The sequence below is a fragment of the Aureibaculum marinum genome (assembly GCF_003813905.1).
GTDB lineage: Bacteria > Bacteroidota > Bacteroidia > Flavobacteriales > Flavobacteriaceae > Aureibaculum > Aureibaculum marinum.
This window is the reverse complement of record NZ_RPFJ01000005.1, coordinates 123,641-145,549: the sequence shown is the minus strand read 5'-3', so window position 1 is coordinate 145,549 and position 21,909 is coordinate 123,641. Positions and strand designations below refer to the sequence as shown.

The following is a 21,909-nucleotide window of genomic DNA, read 5'->3' as shown; positions in this document are numbered from 1 at the left end:
ACCTGAGTATATGAGTAAAGAAATTTCGGACGAACAATTAGATTTTTTGGGGATTACTAATAGAGACTATCTCAGTGCAGCGAGTAAGCGGGCACTAAAGTGGCCCATGGATTTGGGCAACGAATGGTTTTTTGAATATGAGGTTGAAGATCTAAAGGGCGATCTGGCATACGAGGAAGGTGTGGTACGAAGAGACCCGAGTGCCATGATCAAGTATCAAGGCAAATACTTTGTTTGGTATTCAAAATCGATAGGTCCTACCGATGGCTTTGCCGGGGATATCAAAACGAGCAAGGTATTCCCTTGGGACAGGTGCGATATTTGGTACGCCACTTCTCCCGATGGCATCACATGGACAGAAGAAGGCCCAGCCGTAAAACGTGGAGAAGACGGAGCTTACGATGATAGGTCCGTTTTTACGCCCGAGATTATGGAGTATAACGGAATGTATTACCTAAGCTATCAAACGGTAAAATGCCCGTATACTGTAAGGGTTAAAAACCAGGTAGGCTTGGCTTGGTCCGATTCGCCCCACGGTCCTTGGACCAAAAGCGAAGAACCTATTTTAAGTCCGGCGGATAATGGAATTTGGAAAGGGGAGGCCGATAACAGGTTTGCCGTAATAAAAAAAGGCGATTTTGATAGCCATAAGGTGCACGATCCTTGTATTATCCCATATAATGGAAAATTCTATTTGTACTACAAAGGGGAGCAAATGGGCGAGGCAATAACCTTTGGTGGACGGCAAATTAGACACGGGGTCGCCATTGCCGACCATCCGAAAGGGCCTTATTTAAAATCGCCCTACAACCCAATTTCAAATAGTGGACATGAAATTTGTGTCTGGAAATATAAGGGAGGAATCGCTTCCCTGATCACTACCGATGGACCGGAAAAAAATACGGTACAATGGTCTCCCGATGGTATCAACTTTGAAATAAAATCGGTCGTAAAAGGTGCTCCCCACGCCATTGGTCTTAATAGATCGGTGGATGCTGAAATACATCCGACCCATATTTTACGATGGGGGTTGACCCATAAGTATATGAATGATGATTACCAGTACATTCAAAGGTTCACCACCTGGGAAATGAAACACCATACCGCAAAAGGAGAAAGAGGAGAATAGATTAATTAAAAAACAAATATATGTCAGGTAAGCAATTATACACGATACGCATAGCAGCAATAGTCGCTTTGGGCGGATTTTTATTAGGGTTTGATGCTTCGGTGATTTCTGGAGTCGTAAAATTCATCGAACCTGAGTTTAACCTATCAAAAATCCAATTGGGTTGGGCAGTAAGTTCAATAACCCTTACAGCAGCTTTAGGGATGATAATAGCTGGTCCCATGAGCGATAAGCATGGTAGAAGAAAACTTCTAAAAGTTGCTGCAATATTATTTATAGTTTCTGCCTTGGGTTCCGCACTGGCAGGTAATTTCTTTTGGTTGATCATTTTTAGGATGATTGGTGGACTTGGTGTTGGTGCCGCATTGATTATTGCTCCCATGTACATAGCGGAAGTTTCTCCTCCTGAAAAACGCGGGCAGTTGGTGTCGTTTAACCAGTTGAACATCGTTATCGGTATCTCGATTGCATTTTTTACGAATTATTTGATCTTAAAATGGGGCAATTCGGATATGGAATGGGCAAAAACTATAGGCTTCGATAAGTGGAACTGGAGGTGGATGTTGGGATTAGAAACTTTACCAGCTATATTTTATTTCCTGGGACTCATGATGGTGCCCAGAAGTCCGAGATGGCTCATGACCCAGAACAAAAGAGGAGAGGCTTTGGAAGTTATGAACAAGGTAGTCTCCGAAGAAAAAGCGATAGAGCAGATTAATGAGGTCGAGCAAAGTATAAACGAAGACAAAAAGAAAGAAAAATCAAAGGTTGCAGACCTGTTCAACAAGTCCATGCGAAAAGTGATTATTATTGGGCTTATCGTTGGGATTTTTCAACAGATTGTGGGGATTAATGCCGTTTTGTTTTATGCCCCTATGATTTTCGAACAGACTGGTATTGGTACTGACGCTTCTTTTATTCAAGCTGCATTGGTAGGTGTTACCAATCTAGGTTTTACAATTGTTGCCATGCTGGTAATTGACAAGTTTGGCAGAAAACCGTTATTAATTATTGGAATGATGGGCATTGCGTTCTGCTTGTTCCTTTTAAGCTATGGGTTTAACAATGCCACCTATACCCTTACCGAAGATGCTATAGCAGCACTTCCAAAAGAAATAAATCAAGCACAAATTACACAACTTCAAGACGAACTTTTTGAAAATGATATCGATTTTAAGGCTGCACTTGTTTCTACTTTGGGTGAAGATAATGCCAAAGTGCACGAAGCAACCTTGGTTACTGCTGCTGCAAAAATGAATACTTTACTGATTCTTATTGGAATTATCGGCTTTGTTGGAGCCTATGCGATGTCCATAGGGCCAGTAATGTGGGTACTGTTTTCTGAATTGTTTCCTACTAAAATACGTGGATTGGCAATTGCATTTGTCGGCTTTGCTAATTTGGGAGTTGGTTTTTTGGTACAACTTTTATTTCCGTGGGAACTCTCCATATTGGGCAACGCCATGACCTTCTTGTTATTCGGACTGTTTGCCGTAATAGGATTCCTGTTTATATGGTTTAAAGTGCCCGAAACCAAAGGAAAGTCTCTTGAAGAGCTAGAAAAATTATTAGTCAAATAGGGAGCATGTCAATTTTAAAAATTCTGATATAGAAAAATGGATTTAACAAGGATATTTTCAAAAGTAGGGGGTATGGGGTTTATCTTTTTGGTTGCAATTAGTTGTAATTCAAGGTTTAATAAAGAGGAGGTGCATAGATTGGTGCTGTTCGATTTTGAAGATCAGGCACAGACTGAATTTGTGAAACCCCAGGACGCCACGTTTAAGTTGGTCAAGGACAAAGATAATAGCCATATACAGGTCAACAACGGTTTTACCTTAAGGGAAACCGGGGTAAAACTTTTGAGCCCAGAAAACAAACCTTGGGATTTGTCAGGATATTATCAGATAAGGGCTGATGTTTCGAATGTTGGTGACGAAAAAATGCAAGTGGAGCTGTTCGTAGGTAACGATCCCGATGGCTTGCTGAGGTGGTATTGTTCCGACTACGTTGATCTAGCTCCGGGAGAAAGCAAGACTATTGTTGTCGATTTGGCTTGGACCCCTTGGATTTTCAAACCGCAAATTGATGTAAAAGGAATGCGGGGTGTTCCAGGTAAAATTAAGGCGAACTTGACCCAGGTAACCGAATTGACCTTTTGTTCGAGATATGCGACTCAATCTAATAGTTTTACCGTAGACAATGTATGGGCCGAAGGTAAATATGAAGAAAGAAGTCCAGATAATTTCTTCCCATTTATAGATGAGTTTGGCCAGTATATTCATGATAATTGGAAGGGTAAAATGCTTTCTGATATCGAATTGAAAGAAAAGGCAAAATTGGAGCTGGACTATTTATCAAAAGCGACGGGGCCTAAAGAACGTGGAACATTCGGAGGGTGGACGGGCGGTCCAAAACTTGAGGCAACCGGTTTTTTTAGAACCGAAAAAGTAGATGGCAAATGGTGGATTGTAGATCCGGAAGGCTATTTGTTCTGGACGGTAGGTTTAAACTGTGTGGCTTCTGATGCCGTATTTACCGGTATTTCACATCGTGAAAATTATTTTGCCAACTTGCCCGGAAAGGACAGTGATTTTGGACAATTTTACGGAAAGGGAAGCTTTGCGATCCACGGGTTCTATAAAGATAAATTGCCTTACGATACCTACAATTTTTATCAAAGTAACCTCTACAGAAAGTATGGCGATGATTGGTTGGCCACGTTTCAAGATGTAGCCCATAAGCGTATAAAGGATTGGGGTATGAATACCATTGGATTCATGTCTGATTTTGGGGCGACAAGGCAACACCGAACACCTTACGTAGGTTCCGTTTGGATAAATGACACGCCTAAAATCGAAGGTTCGGAAGGATTTTGGGGGGAATTCCACGATGTGTTCGACCCTTCGTTCAGGGTTGCGGTCCGCAATTCCATCCTTTCACAAAAAGAGGGAGCTAATGACCCTTATTGCATTGGTTATTTCGTAGATAACGAATTGTCTTGGGGGCAATTGGGTTCATTATCTATTGGTACGCTTAAAAGTCCGGCGACCCAATATGCCAAAAAAGTATTTGTAAATGACCTAAAAAGAAAATACGTCCAAATAGATAAGTTGAACAAGGTTTGGGGCACGGATTACCAATCATGGGAAGCTCTATTGAAGGCTACCGCATCACCTGATCACGAAAAGGCTAAGGCAGATTTGGTGGCCTTTTACGAGAAAATAGCAAAAACCTATTTCAAGACCATTAACGAAGAGCTTAAAAAAGTAGCCCCCAATCAAAATTATTTAGGTTGTCGTTTTGCTTGGGCGAACAACGACGTTGTTTTAACTGCGGCAAGCGAATATTTAGACATTATAAGTTTTAATAAATACGAATACAGTGTTGCCGATTTTAAACTTCCTGAAGGCGTGGACAAACCCGTAATGATAGGTGAGTTTCATTTTGGGGCATTGGATAGAGGCAGTTTTCATGTAGGAATTAAAAAAGCAAAGGATCAAGCGGAACGCGGTCAAATGTTTCAAGACTATATCCAGGGAGCCTTAAAGCATCCAAATATTGTTGGTGCACATTGGTTTCAATACATAGATGAACCTAATACGGGGCGTTTCGATGGAGAGAATTACAACGTAGGTTTTTTGGATATATGTGATAATCCTTATGAGGAATTGATTGAAAAGGTAAAAGAGACAACTTACTCTTTATATGAGTATAGGACAAATAACATTTAAAAAAATAAAAAAATTATGTTACAAAAAAAAATATTCCCATTAATATTTGCAGCTTCACTGTTGAGCTATTGTACCAGTTCGTCAAGTAATGGCGATCCACAAGACACCAATGATACACCAACTGCCGTTAATGATGCTTTAACTGTGGAAGAAAACAGTGGCTCAGGAACTTCAAACCAAATCGATGTATCTGGCAATGATTTATTAGGGAATGATGGAGGCGATAATGATAATTATAGTTTAAATTCTTCTGCTTCCAATGGAAGCGTCACTGAAATAAGTGATGGCATATTTGAGTATATACCTAATGCCAATTTTTTTGGTGATGATAGTTTTTCTTATGAAATAAGTGATATTGATGGAGATACAGATACCGCAACAGTTTCTGTTAATGTCACAGAATTTGAGCCTTCTGCCGAAAGTTTTAACAATATAGATCCAAACTTTCCTTCCTTTACTTCTATTGAAGATACAACTCCTGAAGGGAAAAAATGGGTGAAATTAGAATCTATGTCTGATGAGTTTGATACTTGGGATGCCACTAAATGGTTTAAATCTACTTGGAATTATGATGTTCCAGTATTTATGTCAACTTCTGAAGAAAACTCAGGTGTTACAGATGGTAAATTATGGATAAAAGCAACTTTAAATGAAAATAACCTAGAAGAAAGATGGTTTCAAACGGCTAGAATTCATTCTGTTGCAAAAACAAGTTATCCTATGTATACTGAAGCAAGAATAAAATCTTCACATATTTCAGCCTATAATACATATTGGTTAAATAATGGCGATATAAATAATAGAGATGAAATTGATATTATTGAGAATAATTCGAATCCTTCATGTACTAACTGTAATGCAGATGATTTTCCAAATCAAATGAACTCGCAATATTTTCAAGCTGATGAAAATGAAACACCTCAAACAGTTAGAAATAAAGGAAACTTTTTAAGATCAAATTTATCTTCTGTAAATCCATTAAAAAATACAGGTTGGAATGAAGATTACCATACGTTTGGAGTTTGGTGGAAAGATTCAAAAAACATTCAATTCTATTTAAATGGTGAGCCTGCAGGTAGTGTTGTAGTTGGAGAGCATGAAGATGGAAATACCTATGATAGAGAGTTTACCAGAGAATTACAAATAATATTCGATTTATGGACCAATGAAGCTGGTTGGTTAGGAGGTCTTCCTACTAGAACAGATTTAAACAACGACTCAATTAATACTATGAAAATTGATTGGGTTAGAACTTGGAAATTAGAAGATAAATAAAATATATAAATAATGAAAAATATAAGCCAAGAAGAAAGGGAGTATTTATCTGCACAAGGTGAGGAAACCAACGAAAAGGTTGTTTTTGACTTGAGTGGCAACAACTGGCAGTTTGAAGGAATACGGCCCGGTGAAGGTGTAAAAATAGGATTTCACGAACTCAATTTTGACATTACAGGCGATGCTTTTAATTGGAGCTATGCCAAAGTGCCCGGTGATGTATATACAGATCTATGGAGGGCCGGTAGAATTGAAGATCCCCATTTCGGAAGAAACAGCTTAAAAGCCAAATGGGTGCCAGAAAACGAATGGTGGTACAAACGCCAGTTCGATGTTCCGAAAAACATGTTTGGCAAACACATTCAATTAGTTTTTGACGGGGTCGATTTTGGCTGTGATGTATGGTTGAACGGCCATTTTTTAGGTTCGCATGAGGGTATGTTCTCCCAGTTCAAGTTTGATGTTTCTGATACGATTCGCTTTGAAAGCCTACGTTTTGGAACCAATGTGTTAATGATACGCTTACATCCTGCACCAAGACGTTATAGCCAAGTTGCAGGCCGAAAACCGGCATGGCATGGCGATTATTGGGTAAGTTTGCCGCCCACAGGAATTTGGAAACCTGTTCGCTTGGAAGCAACAGGAAAGGTAACCATAGAGGATACCTATGTAAAGTCTAATATTACTTCTAAAGATTCGGCGAAACTGGATATAGAAATTGAGCTTAAAAACCATGAAGCTACAGAAAGGGAAGTTGTTTTAAATATTGAGGTAGAAGGTGAGAACTTCGAATCCAAAACCTATAAAACACAACAAAAAGTAAAAGTTTCGGAAGGAACCAACAACTACGAGATCGGTTTGGATATCGACGATGCCAAATTGTGGTGGCCTTGGGATTTAGGTGAGCAAAACCTGTATAACGCCAAAGTTACCGTTACGGAAGACGACGATACCTTACTGGATACCACGGATACCTCTTTTGGTATCAGGGAGGTAAAAATGGAGCATAATCCAGGATTTACCAGAGATCAAGTTGAAAATCCATGGACGGTAATGATCAATGGCAAACGCCATTTTATGCGTTCAGGAACTTGGGGAGGCCCACCGGACATCTTTATGGGACGTGCCCACCCTAGCAAATACAAAGAATTGATCCGTTTAGCCAAAGAGGCCAATTTTAATAATTTACGAATCTTTGGTTGGCACCCCGAAGAAATACCCTTGTTCTACAAATTATGTAACGAGGCCGGTATAACGGTTTGGCAGGATGTGTTGCCTTTGGCCAGTTTATCCTTGCCCAAGGACGAAGAATTTAAGGAAGCGGTATATGCAGAAGCTATTGCATCGGTCAAAGCCCAACGTAACCATCCTTGTATCGTGTTGTTGGAAGGTTCCGAAGAGTTGTTCATGACAGCTTCCGATCCGGAACACAATCTGGAATTTGTAAACGGACTAGGAGAAGCGATCAAGCCTTACACGCCCTTACATTTCCTTCCTTCTTCCCCATTAAGTGATGAGGTCGGTTTAAATTTAGGCTTTAAGCCCAACGAGAGTTTCCATGCCAATGACCTGTTCTATGGAGAAGGGGAATTTGTAATGGAAGAGTATTTTCCAAGCTTGGATTATGCCGTAATTCCAGAATTGGCGATTTCATCCTGCCCGAACGTGGAAAGTATCAAGAAATTTATCCCGGCCAATGAAATTTGGCCTCCAGGACCAAGTTGGGGACATCATTGGACCGATTTTGACGCTTTAAGAACCTTGAATTTCGAGGTTTTAGGTGATCAAAGTAGGGATGGTTTCGAAAAATTTGTTGAAGCAACACAGATTGCTCAAGGCGTCATCTTTCAATACGCACTGGAGCATTTTAGAACGAGAAAACCCAAGACAAGTGCTATCTGTATCTGTCACTACATCACTTTTGCCCCGGACATGAAATGGGGAATCGTAGATTACTACCAAGAGAAAAAACAATCTTTTGATTATGTGCGAAAAGCGTATCAACCTGTTTTGCTTACCATGAAGCATTACAATAGGCGTTGGCTGCCCGGGCAAGAGTTTAAAGGGGAATTATGGGTGGTAAACGATTATTACAGCTCTTATAAGAACTGTAAGGCCACCATCAAATTTTTAGACAACGATAAATCCGTCATCAAGGAAGAATCGTTTGATATTGCGGAAATCGGTGGTGACAGCTCGGCCAAATTTGTGGATGTTTCATGTAAGGTTCCGGGTAACATCGGCGATAAGTTTTACGCCGAAATGACATTGGTCGACGGCAACGGAAATGTTTTATCGAAAAATGACTATATGTTACTAGTGGCTGATAAAGAAAAAGACAAAAAAGAACTACGGGCTATTGGTTTGGAAGCCTTTGACATCAAACAGAAATACGGTTGGGCCAATTACTTTAGATATTATCCTAGTTTAGGTGCTGAGGAGGATTTGCCAGAGGCAGATCAAAAAATGCCCATCGCAAGGGGTTTTGAATAAATACAAATAAGGTATTGTTTAATTTGTAAAAGGAAATTTTTGACTTAAGTCGAAAATTTCCTTTTTATTATTTAATGAGTAAAATAAAGTAGTACAGAAACAGGACTTTTGCTTAGGAATTGATTATATTAAGTTTATAGATTTTTATTTGGATATGGAAATACTAGTTTTAAGCATAAAAAAAAATGATAATTTCAAAATTGAAAAGGTATTTAAAATTTATTTTATACTTATTTGTACTTCCTGATTACTAAATCCGTCTATAGAAGCAATCACTTTAATTAATCCTCTTTTACCTCTAATAGATTGAATAATTAATAAACATCTTCCATCACCAGTTATAATTGTATTCGATTGAAATTTTTGAACATTTTCTGGTAGTCCGTTATCCACTCCCAATAACTTTGCCTCTCCTTCAATTTTAAAAGTTACCTTTTTATTAAAGGTTTTTACGTCTCTGTTTTTATTATCTTTTAACTGTACTACTAAATGAGCCACATCATAACCATCTGCATTTAATTCTTTTTTGTCCGATTCAAAAGAAAATTGAGTTGGTTTTGTAGTGGTTTCTAATATTGCTGAAGCCGAACTGTTAGTTGTCTTTGCAGTAAGTTTACCTTCAGTAAAAGGCACAAACCATCTTAAAATATGATCTTTATTGTCTATTAATCTTTTAATTCCTAATGATGTTTCGTTCAAAAATAATTCTACTTCTTTTTGATTTGTATTTACTTCTACTAAAACAGAGTCTCCCTTTATGTAATTCCAGTGCATATTGGAATTTCTCCAACGATATGACCCATCAGAATCTGCTTTTACTTTTCCGTCTTTATTAATATGGAACCCAGATTTCTTCAAAGGAATTGTACCTATAGAAACATGAGGTTTATCAACCCAAATACTTTTAAAATAATTAAAACCCTGGTTTTTAAAACCTGCAAGATTTAGCATATCACCTAAAAATACTTTCTTAGGCCATTGATTATGAGCTTCTCCTAAATATGCAATTCCGGACCACATATACATGCTATAAACTTCTGGGTTGTCTGTAACTGTTTTCCAATCTTCCCATGAGCCTGGACATTCGTTTATTGTGATTTGCTTATGAGGAAAATGTTTGTTTGCCCATGGAATATCTATATTTCTGTAACTATAACCTACCAAATCTACAGCATCTGCATAACCACTTATGTGACTAACTTGTGGAATTACCAAATTTGCCGTTGTTTTACGAGTAGTGTCCAATTCTTTTACCCAAGCATTAATTTTTTTAGCAGTTTCTGCTAATATATATTCACCTTTTTTTGAATTATTATATCTTTTTTTTAATTCATCAGGAGAAAATATTGGTGAAGATCCCCAATAGTTTCCAGAGTTTTGAGAATCTTCTGGGTCTTTCCAAAAACCGGTAACATATCTATAATTAAGGTAAGTCCATTCTATTTCATTTCCAATACTCCATTCAAATATACTAGGATGATTTCTGTCTCTTAAAATGGTTCTTGTTACATCACTTTTACCCCATTTATGGAATTTTTTTGTATAGCCAGTAGTTATATAATCAGTCTTTCTTTCATGATAATTTAACCGTTTATCTTTTGGGTAATCAAATTCGTCAAATAGTTCAGCTTGAACTAAAAAACCCAATTCATCACATAAATCTAAAAACTCTTTAGAAAATGGATTATGTGAAGTTCTTATGGCATTTACACCACCTTGCTTAAGTAATAGTAATCTTCGTCTCCAAACTTCTTTTGGAACAGCAGAACCTACAATTCCGGCATCGTGATGTAGGCAGACTCCCTTAGCTAAAGTTGGTATTCCATTTATTAATAAGCCCTCTTTTTTAGAGTGTTTTATGCTTCTAATTCCAAATGGAGTTTCGTACAAACCTATAATTTTACCTGCTTTTTTAAGTATAGTTTGGGCTTTATATAAGTATGGGGTATTAACATTCCATAATGTAGGCTTGTTAACAAAGGCTTGTAAATTAATAATCTGTTCTTCATCAGGTTTAATCTCTTTTTTTTGTTTTGAAGAGGTAACAATAGAATCAGATTTATCTAAAATATTGGTTTCTATTTCATAAGATTCAGAATTCGAATTGTCATTTTTAACTGTTATTTCTATATTAATTTTCGCTACTTCTTTTGTTATTTCTGGAGTGGTTACAAAAGTGCCCCATATAGGAATGTGAAGTTTGTTAGTTGTAATTAATTTTACGTTTCTATAAATTCCACTTCCCGTGTACCATCTACTATCTGCATATCTCGAATGATCTACATAAACACTTAATATATTATCTTCTCCATTGGTGTTTAGCTTATCTGTAAGATCAAAATATACAGGAGAATATCCATATGGATTTTCACCTAAATAATGCCCATTTATCCAAAATTTAGCATTGTTATATACACCATCAAAAAGAATAAAAGCATTTTGATTTTTTGGATTAATTGGTGTTGAAAAATGTTTATGATACCAAGCTACGCCTCCTGGTAAGTACCCAGTACAACCTTCTAGCGATTCGTCAAAAGAAGCTTCTACACTCCAATCATGAGGTAACCTAATGTCTTTCCAGTTTGAATCTATTAACGGGGTATTGAAAACAGAAAGTGTATCTTCTATTAAAGTAAATTTCCAATCGAAATTAAAATCTGTTTCTCTATTTAAAAGTATTTCTTTTTTACAAGAGTTTAAAGTTGAAATTACAAATGTTAGAAGAATTAATAATTTTTTCATCATTATAAAAGTTGTTGAAATTTATTGAAATGCTGCCCCAACCCTTCCCAATCTTTATTTTTTATCAATTCAGAATCAAAAAGTAAGCCTCCCATACCAAAAGCTTTCGCACCAGCTTTTCTAAACTCAAGTATGTTTTCTAAGGATACACCACCTGTTGGCATTAAATCTATAAAATCTAAGAGAGCAGATACATTTTTCAAATAACTAGGAGCCATATTTGCGGAAGGAAAAACTTTTACCATTTTAGCTCCCCATTTCCATGCATTATGAATTTCTGTAGGTGAAAAAGCTCCTGGAAAAATAGGCAGATTTTTTTAACACAATACTTAATCACTTTTTTCTCTACTATTGGTGTAACTATAAAACTTGCTCCTACTTTTATTGCTTTTCTAGCATCTTTTATTGATAGAATTGTACCGCAACCAATATTTAATTTTCCTTCAAATTCAGCAACCAATTCTTCAATAATACCGTAGTCATTAGGTGAGTTTTTAGTAACTTCTAGGTTGGTAAAACCGGGGTTAACAAATACTCTAGAAATGCTTAATACAGTTTCTTTGTCATAACCTCTTAAAATTCCAACAATTGGAGTTTTAGAAAAAAGTTTTTCTGAAAATTGGTTCATAGTTATTTTAATTCTTAATATTAATTCATGACAAGGAACATCTAAAATAGATTCATCGTCATTGAAAGTACAATTTGATGTTAATTAATTAGTCTTTATGGCACCTAAATGTTTGCCGTTTTTATCAATTATAAAAATACCAAATAAAAGCCCATATTATACTTATTTATCCAGATACAATAAATAAATCTCTCCATCCTAAAGCATCCTGTATTATTACTAAAACAGAGGTTAAAAATGCTAAACTTATAAGTTGTCCTGAAATATAAACTGCAATTGTACTAGCTCTTTCTTTCTCAGGAAACCAATTTGTAATAATTTTATTATTCAAAGAGTACGAAAGTGTTTCGAAAACTCCTATGGCAGCTCTTAGACCTATTAAAGATGAAAGAGGATTTACAAAACCTTGTATTAAAGTAGCAATAGTCCAAAGGATTAATATAATAGGATACAATATTCTAGATTTTACCTTATCTACTATTATTCCACCAGGAATTTGAAGTATAGAGTATATCCATGCGAATGCGGAAAAAATGAATCCCATTTGAACAGTTGATAAATTTAGTTCTTTTCTTATGGTAAAAGCCGCTATAGATATATTTTTTCCGCGTAAATGTCTGGTTGTCAATATTGTAAACACTTTAAATGGTAAGTTGTAGCGTTTTCCAGTTTGTTTTGCCATAGCTAAAAAAATTGTCACCACAATATACATTGTAATAAAAAGGTATGACTTGTTAAGTGGTTAAAAATATAGTAGTGTTTAGTTTTTGTCTAGTTCGTAATTATATAAAGGTGGGGTTTCTAAATTACATTTATAAAAAATTAGATTTTTATGAAAATTATAAATATAAAAACTTATCCTATCAGAGTTGGAAATTGAACACAATTGGATGTAAAAGTTGAGATTAATAAAGGATGTTATGGTTGGGAGGCTTCAGGAATATCAACTAGAGAATTGGCTGTTGTTGTAGTCATTGAATATTATAAGTCCTTTTTAATAGGTAAAGATCCTAGGAGAATAGGTGCTGTTTGACAAGAAATGTATAGAGGTCAAGACTTTGGAAATCAGATGGTTTTTTGCAAATTGTTAATTTTATTATGAAACACTTTTTTTTACTGATTGTTGTTGCTTTTACCTATAGTATACATGCACAAACAATTGAAGTTTTACCCTCAAAACCTGTAACAATAGATTATCAGGTAACCGGAAGCTTGGATAAAAAACTCATTTTGCAGGTAAATAACCCTGGTGATTATGCAGGCTTGAGCATTCTAGAAGACAATCGACTTTTAATAGATGATATAAATCTTCCGAATAAAGGAGAACAGGTAGTAACAGCAATTGTTAATTTTTATAAACAAGGCGATGTTCAGATACAATTTCGGGCATTGGACGAAAAATTGACCATATACAGTTATCGTTTTGAAGATATTAATGAAATCGACATTCCGGTTTATAAAGATATTTCGGAACAAGCAGGCTTGGATAAAGTAAGCTCCCTAAAATATGCAGGACCATCAATTGCAGATATAGATAATGATGGGGATTATGACTTTATCGTAAACAACCACAATGCCGAAACAAGCAAATTATATTGGAACAATGGCGATGGTACGGTAACAAAACATGATAAGGATCTGTCCAGATGGTTTAAACACGATCTTCATGGAACATCTCTGGGAGATTATGATAATGATGGTGACCTAGATCTTGTTTTAGAACAAGGGGGTGGCAATGGTACAAATCCTTCGACAGCAAATTTTTATTTAAACGACCACAATACATTTGTACTATTTACCGGAGATGTGGGTATAGATAAAGGAGGAAGGGGAAGAGGTTCTAAATGGATGGACATGGATTTAGATGGAAATCTTGATCTGTTGCTATACAATGAGTCTACCCTCAATTTTGATAAGCCACAGCACTTTTTCTATGAAAATAACGGGGATGGAACATTTACCTATAGGTCTGTAAAAGGTATTGAGGATGTTGAGCAATCTCGCGTACTGGTTACAGATTTTAATAATGACAATATTGATGACCTTATTTTTTTTAGCCCCTTAACTTTATGGAAAGGGAATGGGGGTTTTACCTTTACAGAAGTAACCACACTTATTCCTGAGAATATTCGTTCATTGAGGTATATTAATGCCGTAACGGATATAGACATCGACAATGATGGTGATCTAGACCTCTATTTGGCGAGGGGAATGCGTTTTGAGCATGGAAAAGGCGAAACACCTTTTCTTGATTTTGACCCCATTACAAAAGAACTGGCAATAAAAACACGTGGTTATAAAGGCACCGATGCTTTTGAATTCAATTCTGAAGGGAAAATAAAGTTGCATAAATACTACTACTTGGCCCAAGGTTCTCTACTCGGTAAGGATTACCCTATTTTCTTGGGAAAGAACAAAACATCAAAAATTGTAAAATCTGACGAAGAGCTCGAAATTAAACCTGAAGAAGCTAAAGGATGGCCAAATGATATTTCTGAAAATGGATTTTATCTAGGGTATATAGGCAACTCAATGTGGAAAGGTATTTTGGTTCGGGACGATAATTTCTTTTGGCAATACCGATTTAGTCTTTCGGGCGTTAACCAAGTAAATCCCCAATTTATACCACAGAACAGGAACCATTTCGATGTTCTACTACGAAATGACGGCACTGGTTTTAAAGATGTTTCCAATGAGTGGAATATTCCACTAGGAGGAAATGCCATGGGGGTTACCACGGGTGACTTTAATAATGATAGCCATCAAGACCTTTTTGTTTATCGATGGGGACGAATTGGGGGACGGGTTTCTGACCTGATGCTCCTAAATACCGGAAACAGTTCTTTTGAAATAACTACAATGCACGGGGCAAATGATGTTGGAGCTCCAGGAAACGGAGACATGGGACAAGCATTTGATTTTGATTTGGATGGAAAAATCGACTTATTGAACGGCAGCGAAGGCGGAGAATGGTATTTGTTTAGCAATACCACCAATACCGAAAATAACTATGTGCTGGTACGGGTCGGATATGCCCCAAAATCGAATGTTGATCCTATTTCCGCAGAGGTTATCGTAAATACAACCGATAATGAATATAGAAAACGTGTTGGGTCGGCCGGAGAAGTATTCTCACAAAGCTTATTGAACATAGTACATTTCGGAATCGGTAAAGAATCAAAAATAAAAAGCATCCGAATACGTTGGAGAAATGGGGAAATCGTTGCGTTTAAAAACAAATCGGCGAATGTCATTTATGATACCGATAAACTGGACCCTGAATCATTATCTTTTGAACCAACAACAATCCGTAAAGGGACTAAAACTCCACTTTCACTTTCTGTCATTCCGCAAAATGTCAATAAAGATGTAATATGGTCATCAAGCAACGAAAAGATAGTTTCCGTTGATGAAAATGGAGTTGTTTCTGCACTTGGAAAACCTGATAAATCGGCTATAATAAAGGTTACAAGTAAAGCGAATGGATTGTCGACCAATAGAAAAATAAAAATCATTGAATGTACTCCCAAACCAGTGACATCAATTTCTTTACGGGCCCCAAAAACAAAATTATATACAGGGCAAAGTACAGTAGTGTTGGCAACAGTTCTACCAAATAATGCCGACAATCCTGAACTTATTTGGTCATCAGATAATACCGACATCCTCACCGTAGAAAACAACGGTACCGTTCATGCCATTGCCCCGGGTAAAACCACGGTGCGTGTATCAACCAAGGATAGTTCCGTTACCTCCGAAATCGAATTTAATATCGAAACCTTTGTTGCACCCTATATTAAAATCACAAACAAGGCTCAATATAAAAACAAAGCCCTAATAGTGAATGATGTTATAAAAGTGAGGGTAAATTATCATGCCGGTTCTGGAAACCGCGTAATCTCTGCCGATGAAGGAGGTATTAGGTTTTGGTTGCGGCACTTTAAAAATAAATGGATTCCCATAAAAGATGTTGTCCATGTATATAAAGAGGCTTTAAATACGGAGTCGGGCACAGCCGAAACAACTTTTTCTTTAAAAGGGTATATACCTTCGGAAGCATTGCCCAAAGGGCAATTTTATCAAATACGGGTAACTTTTACTTCAAGTGACGGCACAATGTATGAAGATGATATACTTCCATTACAAATTGAAATAGAATAATATTGTAATAAAAAAAGGTTCGTAATTACGAACCTTTTATATCTAATCTATTGAGTTAAAATTTATATTAATGCCTTGCTTTTAAAGTTAACTACATTTAAGCGGTCGAGAACAACTTCTTTAATTTTAGGAATAACGCTCTTTAATAAATAAGGAGGGTACGCTGAGTCGATATCTTTAGCCATTTCTTTATACAATTCTTTCATATAAGTTGTATGAACAATGGTACCTACGTTTAATTTTGCAACTCCCATTTTTATTGACTTTTGAATGTCGATGTCAGGTATTCCTGTGCCACCATGTAAAACTAAAGGTTCTTTAATAGCAGTGGCTATTTCAGAGAGTCTATCAAAATGAATTTTTGGAGTTTGAGGAGTAAAGCCATGAGCGGTACCAATTCCAACTGCCATGATATGTGGGCCTGCTTCTTCAACCATGGCTTTTACATCGGCTACGCTAGCTAAAAAATCGTCATCTGATTTTACAACAACATTTCTTCCCATAATTTTTCCAATTTCAGCTTCCACCATAACCCCTGCTGCGGTTTCAGCATATTTTACCACTTCTTTGGTCATTGCAATATTTTCCTTTAAACTTTTTTGGGAGCCATCAATCATTACAGAATCATAACCGTCATCAATGGCTTTTTTGCACATGTCAACAGAAATACTGTGGTCTAAATGTAAGTAAATAGGATTTTTAGAAAATGGCTGTATGCCATCTACCATTTTTCTACACAGATAACTTGAATTTAGTTCAACCACAGGGGGGTATGTCATAGCCATAACAGGGCAATTAGCTTCGTCTGCAGCTAAAGCTACTGCTTTTAAGTCGTATATATCGTTTACATTAAAGCCAATTATACATTTTTGTTGTTTTCTATAATTGTTTAGTAATGTAATTAAATTCTCTTTTTTCATAATGTTCTTGTATTTAATAGTTCAATTCTTTTTGAATACTTCTTCCATAGAGGCTATGCCCTACTTCTAATATGTTTTTTATACCTGACCAGTGGTTGAACTCTTTTAAATCTTCTTGTATATGACCTCTTCCAATAATCCAATGATGATCCAATCCTTTGCTTAAAATGGTGTTAAGTATAGTAGTAGCGTTTATATTTTTAGGTTTTACTTCTCCATAGGCTCCTCTAAATCGCATAGGAGAGTCTATGATTTTACCTTCAAAGGAAAACATTGAAGAAGCGTGTGGGTATTGATATTTAGCTATAGTTATGTCTCCTTTTTCAAGTAAAAATTCCAATAACATTCCGTATGATTTTTCTTTATCATAATTATCTAAAATGCTATGGTTTCTAATTTCGAATTTAGTACCTGATTTTAGTAATTTGGTAGATGAACCTCCGCAATGCCACATTCCTAATTTGTTCTCATCAGCATTAAGAATGGACAGGTCTGTAAGTGTAGGTACGGCTTTTCCATTACTGATTTCATTTATTGTAATCATGGTGAGTAAACCTCCCATATCGGATTCATCGGCTACAGGAATTCCTAAATCTTGTACTAATGCTCCTGCTCCATCGCCAGCTATTTGATAATTATCGAATAATTCGGGCCAGTTCTTTAATGCCACTCCTAAATAATTTCCCTGACGGGCGTAATCTGCAATAGCTAAACTGAATCTTACAGATAAAAATAACTCTCGTTGGTTTATTTTAGTTAAAGCACAGTTGTTGTTGTTTGTTAATTTATATACAATATGTTCAATGTCTTGTTTTTTGAATTTATCACCATGTTTCCAAATGGTTTCTATATCTACTCTTTTTACACCTAAACCAAAATGCTTTGCTATAGACATTTCGTTGAGTTCGCAGTCGTAAAAACCAGGAACACGCATGCCACCTATCATAAGCATATTGGTATGTTGCATTCTTTTTTTTGCGGTTGCAACACGTATAAATCGGTCTAGAATACTATCTAACTGTTTTGTTTTAGGGGAATTAAATACCCAAGAATACTTTACTTCTAATGAGTTTAAAATGTTTAATAAAAAATTTTGTCCGCAGAGTCTATTAGCTGTTAATCTGCCACCAGTAACCTCACCATGAGACCAACTAAGTAAAGGCATTTTGTTTTCTCGTAACCAATAGCCAAGAGCTAGAGCTAAATCGCCAGAAATATATGAAGCTTGGTAAATAATTAATCCACTCATGCCTTTAGCATTAAACTTGTTTAATGTATCTACCAATTCTTTTTTAGTTTGAATAGGTTCGTCTAAAGCTAAAAGTTTATTGTGCGAACCAAAACTATTTTTGGTTTGTTTTACAGCATCTGAGTAGGACTTTTTTGCTTTTTCCCAATCAAAGTGCAATTCAAAACCTATTCCAATAAAACCTATATTGACAAGTGGTTTTTTAGGGGCGTTGCAGATTAATTTTTCCATTTCATCAGCTACCACACCTTGTCGTTGAGCGATGTCTAAATTCAAATGGATTGAATTTGTATTTGGCTTGTTTAATACATGAGTTTCCATAATTTTATACGTTTAAAATTTTATTTGTAATCTCTTCTTTATTAGGGAAGTAGCTTCTTCCGCCAAAATGTGAAGCTATAATTGAAGCGTATGCAGAAGCATATTCAAGTCGTTCTTTTAAATTTTTATTGTCCAATAAGGCCACGGCATAGGCACCATGAAAGGCATCTCCACAGCCAGTGGTGTCAACCACTTTTGTTTTATAAGCAGGTTGGTGAATTATGTTTTTATCATCTGAAGCCCAGCTGCCATTGGCTCCATCTGTGATTACTAGTTGGCCTTCGGTTAAGGAGCTTAAGTATTCTAAACAATCTTCAGGAGAACTCAATTTACTTAGTGTTTGGGCTCCATCTAACGGTAAAATAATATGGTTGCCCAACGAAATCATTTCTTTTAGGATATTGACGTCACCAGACTCAATATCGAGAACGGAAGGGACGTTATATTTTTTTGCAATTTTTAAAAGTTCTAAATTTCCAACAACATCATATCCATCTACAAATAATAGACGACAATTTTTAATCCAAACTTCATTAATGTCCTTTGGGCGAAGAGGTTGGTAGTTCTCAGTGGAATAAAAAACAGTTCTATCTCCATTTTTTGAATCTACATTAACTACAGCTATTGCAGGCTGAAAATTAGCATGTGTGATTAACAACGAGGTGTCAACATTACATTTTTTAAATTCTTCGGTTGCTATTTGGCTTAAAGTGCTTGTTGATTTATATCCAAGAAAAGCTGTTTTTATATTGTTTTTTGCAATTACGCAAGCAGCATTTCCTGCAGGAGCACCTCCTTGTACTAAAATTTTAGAAACCTCATGTTTGGTTCCTTTGTTAAATGAAGATGGTACTTTTGTCAAAATATCTACAACCATCATTCCTGATACTAGAACATCAATTTTCATCTCAAAAGTTTATAATTATTAAGTAAAAGTACAACGAGATAAAATGAGATGTTAAATACGGAATTATTCATATAGTATACTATTTTTCCATATATTTGAATAATTAGATGTTTAATACGAAAAAATATACATAATGAAAGCTGTTTTTGAACCAATTTCTAATGCGTTAAATAGATCATTTCATTATCGTGTATTTGAAAAACTTGAATTTGAAACTCCTTGGCATTATCATCCAGAATGCGAGTTAACTTATATAACCCAAAGCACAGGGATAAGAAGTGTGGGTAATTCTATACAAGCTTATGAACCTGGAGAATTGGTTTTGTTAGGACCAAATTTACCTCATTGTTGGAGAACAAATACATCATCAGAGCAACTTGCAAAATCTACTGTAGTACAATTTCAGGAAGATTTTATTGGTACAGGATGGTTAGAAAAAGAAGAATTTACTTTGATTAAGAGAATGCTCGATAGAAGTACTTACGGATTGATATTTGATAAAAAAACAGCCCAAAGTGTGGGCCAAAAAATGATTTCTTTAAAAACAATGTCTCCTACGCTTCAAATAATTGAATTTATAAAATTACTACATGAGTTATCTCTGAAAAAACCTGAGATTTTAAGTTTAGGAGCTCGTTTTAATGTTAACGCTGTGGTTTCAAAAAGAATAGAAAAGATAATAAACTTTGTGGCTAATAATTATCAAAAAAAGATTGATTCTTCTCAACTAGGAGAGTTGGTTTTTATGACTCCAGTTTCTTTTTCAAAGTTCTTTAAAAAAACTTTTAAAAAAACATTTACCTCTTATTTAAACGAATATAGGATTAGCAAAGCTTGTGAACTTTTAAAAGATACTGAACTTTCAGTAGAACAAATTGCCTTTGAAACGGGCTATCCTAACCTTTCTTTTTTTCACCGCCAGTTTAAGTTGTTTACAAAAAGAACTCCTGCTCAATATAGAGCAGCATTCTTACGGTAATTTTTTTTTGTGTCTTAATTTGCGTTTTATCATGTGTATTAATATGTCATATGGAAAAATAGTATACTTTTTGGATTAAATAGTGTTTAATTACAAGTTACTATAGATGTAGTTTTGGTTCTTAACTTACTGAAATAGTTAAGTGTAACGTTTCGGTGGTATTAGCAGGTTTTCTTAAAAACATAATTAGGCATATAATAAAATGAAGAAAAGTGCAATTTCATGCCCATTTGAAAAATCTCGATTAGAAAAAGGTTATGGGGAGATGAATGATCAGGACGATCCTGTTGTAATGGTTTTACGTCATAAAGATGTTCGTAAATGTGCCCATAATTGGAAAACTTTTCAATCGGGAGCCAAACCAGGGCGTATTGTTATTCCGTCAGAAGTAAACATTAGAGATGTTCGCCAAATACCATTTGAAGTAGATCCTCCAATGCATGGAGAATACAGAATTATTCTAGAAAAATGGTTTAAAAGACCCTTAGAGGAAAGCTATGAAAATGAATTGAGAAAACAAATTGAAGCTCTTGTTGAAGTGTCTATGGTTAAAGACTCTGTAGAGGTTATAAATGAATTTGCATTAGTATTACAATCAAGAGCATTAACATTATTATTTAATGTGCCTTTTTCAGAATCGGAAACATGGATTTCTTGGGGTACACATGTTTTTAGAAGTGAAGAGACTGCGTTAGATTCCTATAAAGCCAATGTTTTATACGATTATATAGATAGGCAGATAGAGAAGAGTATAGCACAACCTGGTGAAGATTTTTATTCAAAATTATTAGCAGCAGAAGTTAATGGTAAAAAACTAACAAAAAAAGAAATAAAAGGCGTTGTGATATTAACTTTTGCAGGAGGTAGAGACACGGTTATAAATGCTATAACAAACTCTATTGCTTACTTTGCTGAACATCCAGAATCTATTGAAAGGTTACGAAGGGAGCCTGAATTAATAAAATTTGCAATAGAAGAATTAATACGGTATTTCTCTCCGTTAACACATATGGGACGGGTTGTTACAGAAGACACTCAAATTTGTGGCCGTGCTATAAAGGCCGATACGAGAATCTCTTTAAATTGGGCTTCGGCAAATAGAGATGCTTCCGTTTTTGAAAATGCTGATGAAGTAGTCATTGATAGAAAAATTAACCCACACGTAGCTTTTGGATTTGGTACCCATAATTGTTTGGGGGCAACACATGCAAGACAAATTATGAAAGTTTTAGTTCAAACACTTATAGATAAAGTAGGTGCTATTGATATTTTTGATTACGAAGAGAATATAGAAAATTTAGGAGAGTTTAAACGAAAAGTGGGGTACAAGAATATCAACGTAAAGTTTCACAAAAAATAAACTAATTAATC

The 21,909-nt window shown here is 35.7% G+C and carries 14 protein-coding genes and 1 pseudogene; 9 read left to right on the top strand and 6 right to left on the bottom strand.

Annotation, left to right across the window (positions count from 1 at the left end):
- Window positions 1-10: 10 nt before the first annotated feature.
- Genes EGM88_RS04505 through EGM88_RS04485 form a run of 5 tightly spaced genes read left to right on the top strand, consistent with a single transcriptional unit; the run spans window position 11 to window position 8,631 of the window.
- Window positions 11-1,129 (top strand): glycoside hydrolase family 117 protein, encoded by a 1,119-nt coding sequence (locus EGM88_RS04505; protein WP_123896785.1) that lies wholly within the window; start codon window positions 11-13, stop codon window positions 1,127-1,129.
- A 20-nt stretch (window positions 1,130-1,149) separates the two neighbouring features.
- The gene (locus EGM88_RS04500) at window positions 1,150-2,709 is read left to right on the top strand and encodes a sugar porter family MFS transporter (protein ID WP_123896784.1); all 1,560 of its coding nucleotides are present in this window, start codon (window positions 1,150-1,152) and stop codon (window positions 2,707-2,709) included.
- Between the two features lie 36 nt (window positions 2,710-2,745).
- Window positions 2,746-4,863: a beta-galactosidase gene (locus tag EGM88_RS04495; RefSeq protein WP_123896783.1), complete on the top strand. Its 2,118-nt coding sequence runs from the start codon at window positions 2,746-2,748 to the stop codon at window positions 4,861-4,863.
- A 15-nt stretch (window positions 4,864-4,878) separates the two neighbouring features.
- Window positions 4,879-6,138, top strand: a complete 1,260-nt coding sequence (locus EGM88_RS04490; RefSeq protein ID WP_123896782.1) for an Ig-like domain-containing protein — start codon at window positions 4,879-4,881, stop codon at window positions 6,136-6,138.
- A gap of 12 nt (window positions 6,139-6,150) precedes the next feature.
- A complete protein-coding gene (locus EGM88_RS04485; protein WP_123896781.1) occupies window positions 6,151-8,631 on the top strand; it encodes a glycoside hydrolase family 2 protein in 2,481 nt (826 codons plus the stop codon).
- 219 nt (window positions 8,632-8,850) lie between these two features.
- Here the strand turns inward: EGM88_RS04485 and EGM88_RS04480 are convergent, their stop codons facing one another.
- The 3 genes and pseudogenes from EGM88_RS04480 to EGM88_RS04465 all read right to left on the bottom strand — a co-directional run bounded on the left by EGM88_RS04480 (window position 8,851) and on the right by EGM88_RS04465 (window position 12,683).
- Window positions 8,851-11,376 (bottom strand): glycoside hydrolase family 2 TIM barrel-domain containing protein, encoded by a 2,526-nt coding sequence (locus EGM88_RS04480; protein ID WP_123896780.1) that lies wholly within the window; start codon window positions 11,374-11,376, stop codon window positions 8,851-8,853.
- A pseudogene (locus tag EGM88_RS16125) lies at window positions 11,376-12,001 on the bottom strand (bifunctional 4-hydroxy-2-oxoglutarate aldolase/2-dehydro-3-deoxy-phosphogluconate aldolase). Before EGM88_RS16125 ends, EGM88_RS04480 begins: the two are co-directional and overlap by 1 nt.
- A 166-nt stretch (window positions 12,002-12,167) precedes the next feature.
- Complete coding sequence (locus EGM88_RS04465) at window positions 12,168-12,683, bottom strand: MFS transporter (protein WP_123896777.1); 516 nt, start codon at window positions 12,681-12,683, stop codon at window positions 12,168-12,170.
- A gap of 204 nt (window positions 12,684-12,887) precedes the next feature.
- On the opposite strand from EGM88_RS04465, the gene EGM88_RS15740 reads away from it, so the two are divergent.
- Together EGM88_RS15740 and EGM88_RS04460 are read left to right on the top strand one after the other, a co-directional pair.
- Window positions 12,888-13,034 carry a hypothetical protein gene (locus EGM88_RS15740; RefSeq protein ID WP_162497543.1) on the top strand — a complete coding sequence of 49 codons (147 nt, stop codon included), beginning with the start codon at window positions 12,888-12,890 and terminating at the stop codon, window positions 13,032-13,034.
- 65 nt (window positions 13,035-13,099) lie between these two features.
- Window positions 13,100-16,162, top strand: coding sequence for an FG-GAP-like repeat-containing protein (locus tag EGM88_RS04460; RefSeq protein WP_123896776.1), 3,063 nt, complete (start codon window positions 13,100-13,102; stop codon window positions 16,160-16,162).
- Between the two features lie 62 nt (window positions 16,163-16,224).
- Here the strand turns inward: EGM88_RS04460 and EGM88_RS04455 are convergent, their stop codons facing one another.
- From EGM88_RS04455 to EGM88_RS04445, 3 genes are read right to left on the bottom strand one after another with little or no spacing between them, the layout of a single operon-like run.
- A complete protein-coding gene (locus tag EGM88_RS04455; protein ID WP_123896775.1) occupies window positions 16,225-17,082 on the bottom strand; it encodes a class II fructose-bisphosphate aldolase in 858 nt (285 codons plus the stop codon).
- 13 nt (window positions 17,083-17,095) lie between these two features.
- Complete coding sequence (locus tag EGM88_RS04450; RefSeq protein ID WP_123896774.1) at window positions 17,096-18,652, bottom strand: L-fucose/L-arabinose isomerase family protein; 1,557 nt, start codon at window positions 18,650-18,652, stop codon at window positions 17,096-17,098.
- A 4-nt stretch (window positions 18,653-18,656) separates the two neighbouring features.
- Entirely contained in the window at window positions 18,657-19,559 is a 903-nt protein-coding gene (locus tag EGM88_RS04445) for a carbohydrate kinase family protein (protein ID WP_123896773.1), read from the bottom strand.
- Between the two features lie 133 nt (window positions 19,560-19,692).
- Here EGM88_RS04445 and EGM88_RS04440 point away from each other — a divergent pair, with 133 nt between their 5' ends.
- Together EGM88_RS04440 and EGM88_RS04435 are read left to right on the top strand one after the other, a co-directional pair.
- The gene (locus EGM88_RS04440) at window positions 19,693-20,538 is read left to right on the top strand and encodes an AraC family transcriptional regulator (protein WP_123896772.1); all 846 of its coding nucleotides are present in this window, start codon (window positions 19,693-19,695) and stop codon (window positions 20,536-20,538) included.
- A 202-nt stretch (window positions 20,539-20,740) separates the two neighbouring features.
- Window positions 20,741-21,898: a cytochrome P450 gene (locus tag EGM88_RS04435; RefSeq protein ID WP_123896771.1), complete on the top strand. Its 1,158-nt coding sequence runs from the start codon at window positions 20,741-20,743 to the stop codon at window positions 21,896-21,898.
- Window positions 21,899-21,909 lie beyond the last annotated feature (11 nt).

Coding starts and splice junctions, on each gene's coding strand:
- EGM88_RS04485 (WP_123896781.1), top strand. CDS start 6,151: ATGAAAAATATAAGCCAAGAAGAAAGGGAGTATTTATCTGCACAAGGT.
- EGM88_RS04450 (WP_123896774.1), bottom strand. CDS start 18,652: ATGGAAACTCATGTATTAAACAAGCCAAATACAAATTCAATCCATTTG.
- EGM88_RS04505 (WP_123896785.1), top strand. CDS start 11: ATGAGTAAAGAAATTTCGGACGAACAATTAGATTTTTTGGGGATTACT.
- EGM88_RS04465 (WP_123896777.1), bottom strand. CDS start 12,683: ATGGCAAAACAAACTGGAAAACGCTACAACTTACCATTTAAAGTGTTT.
- EGM88_RS04480 (WP_123896780.1), bottom strand. CDS start 11,376: ATGATGAAAAAATTATTAATTCTTCTAACATTTGTAATTTCAACTTTA.
- EGM88_RS04460 (WP_123896776.1), top strand. CDS start 13,100: ATGAAACACTTTTTTTTACTGATTGTTGTTGCTTTTACCTATAGTATA.
- EGM88_RS04445 (WP_123896773.1), bottom strand. CDS start 19,559: ATGAAAATTGATGTTCTAGTATCAGGAATGATGGTTGTAGATATTTTG.
- EGM88_RS04435 (WP_123896771.1), top strand. CDS start 20,741: ATGAAGAAAAGTGCAATTTCATGCCCATTTGAAAAATCTCGATTAGAA.
- EGM88_RS04440 (WP_123896772.1), top strand. CDS start 19,693: ATGAAAGCTGTTTTTGAACCAATTTCTAATGCGTTAAATAGATCATTT.
- EGM88_RS04500 (WP_123896784.1), top strand. CDS start 1,150: ATGTCAGGTAAGCAATTATACACGATACGCATAGCAGCAATAGTCGCT.
- EGM88_RS04455 (WP_123896775.1), bottom strand. CDS start 17,082: ATGAAAAAAGAGAATTTAATTACATTACTAAACAATTATAGAAAACAA.
- EGM88_RS04490 (WP_123896782.1), top strand. CDS start 4,879: ATGTTACAAAAAAAAATATTCCCATTAATATTTGCAGCTTCACTGTTG.
- EGM88_RS04495 (WP_123896783.1), top strand. CDS start 2,746: ATGGATTTAACAAGGATATTTTCAAAAGTAGGGGGTATGGGGTTTATC.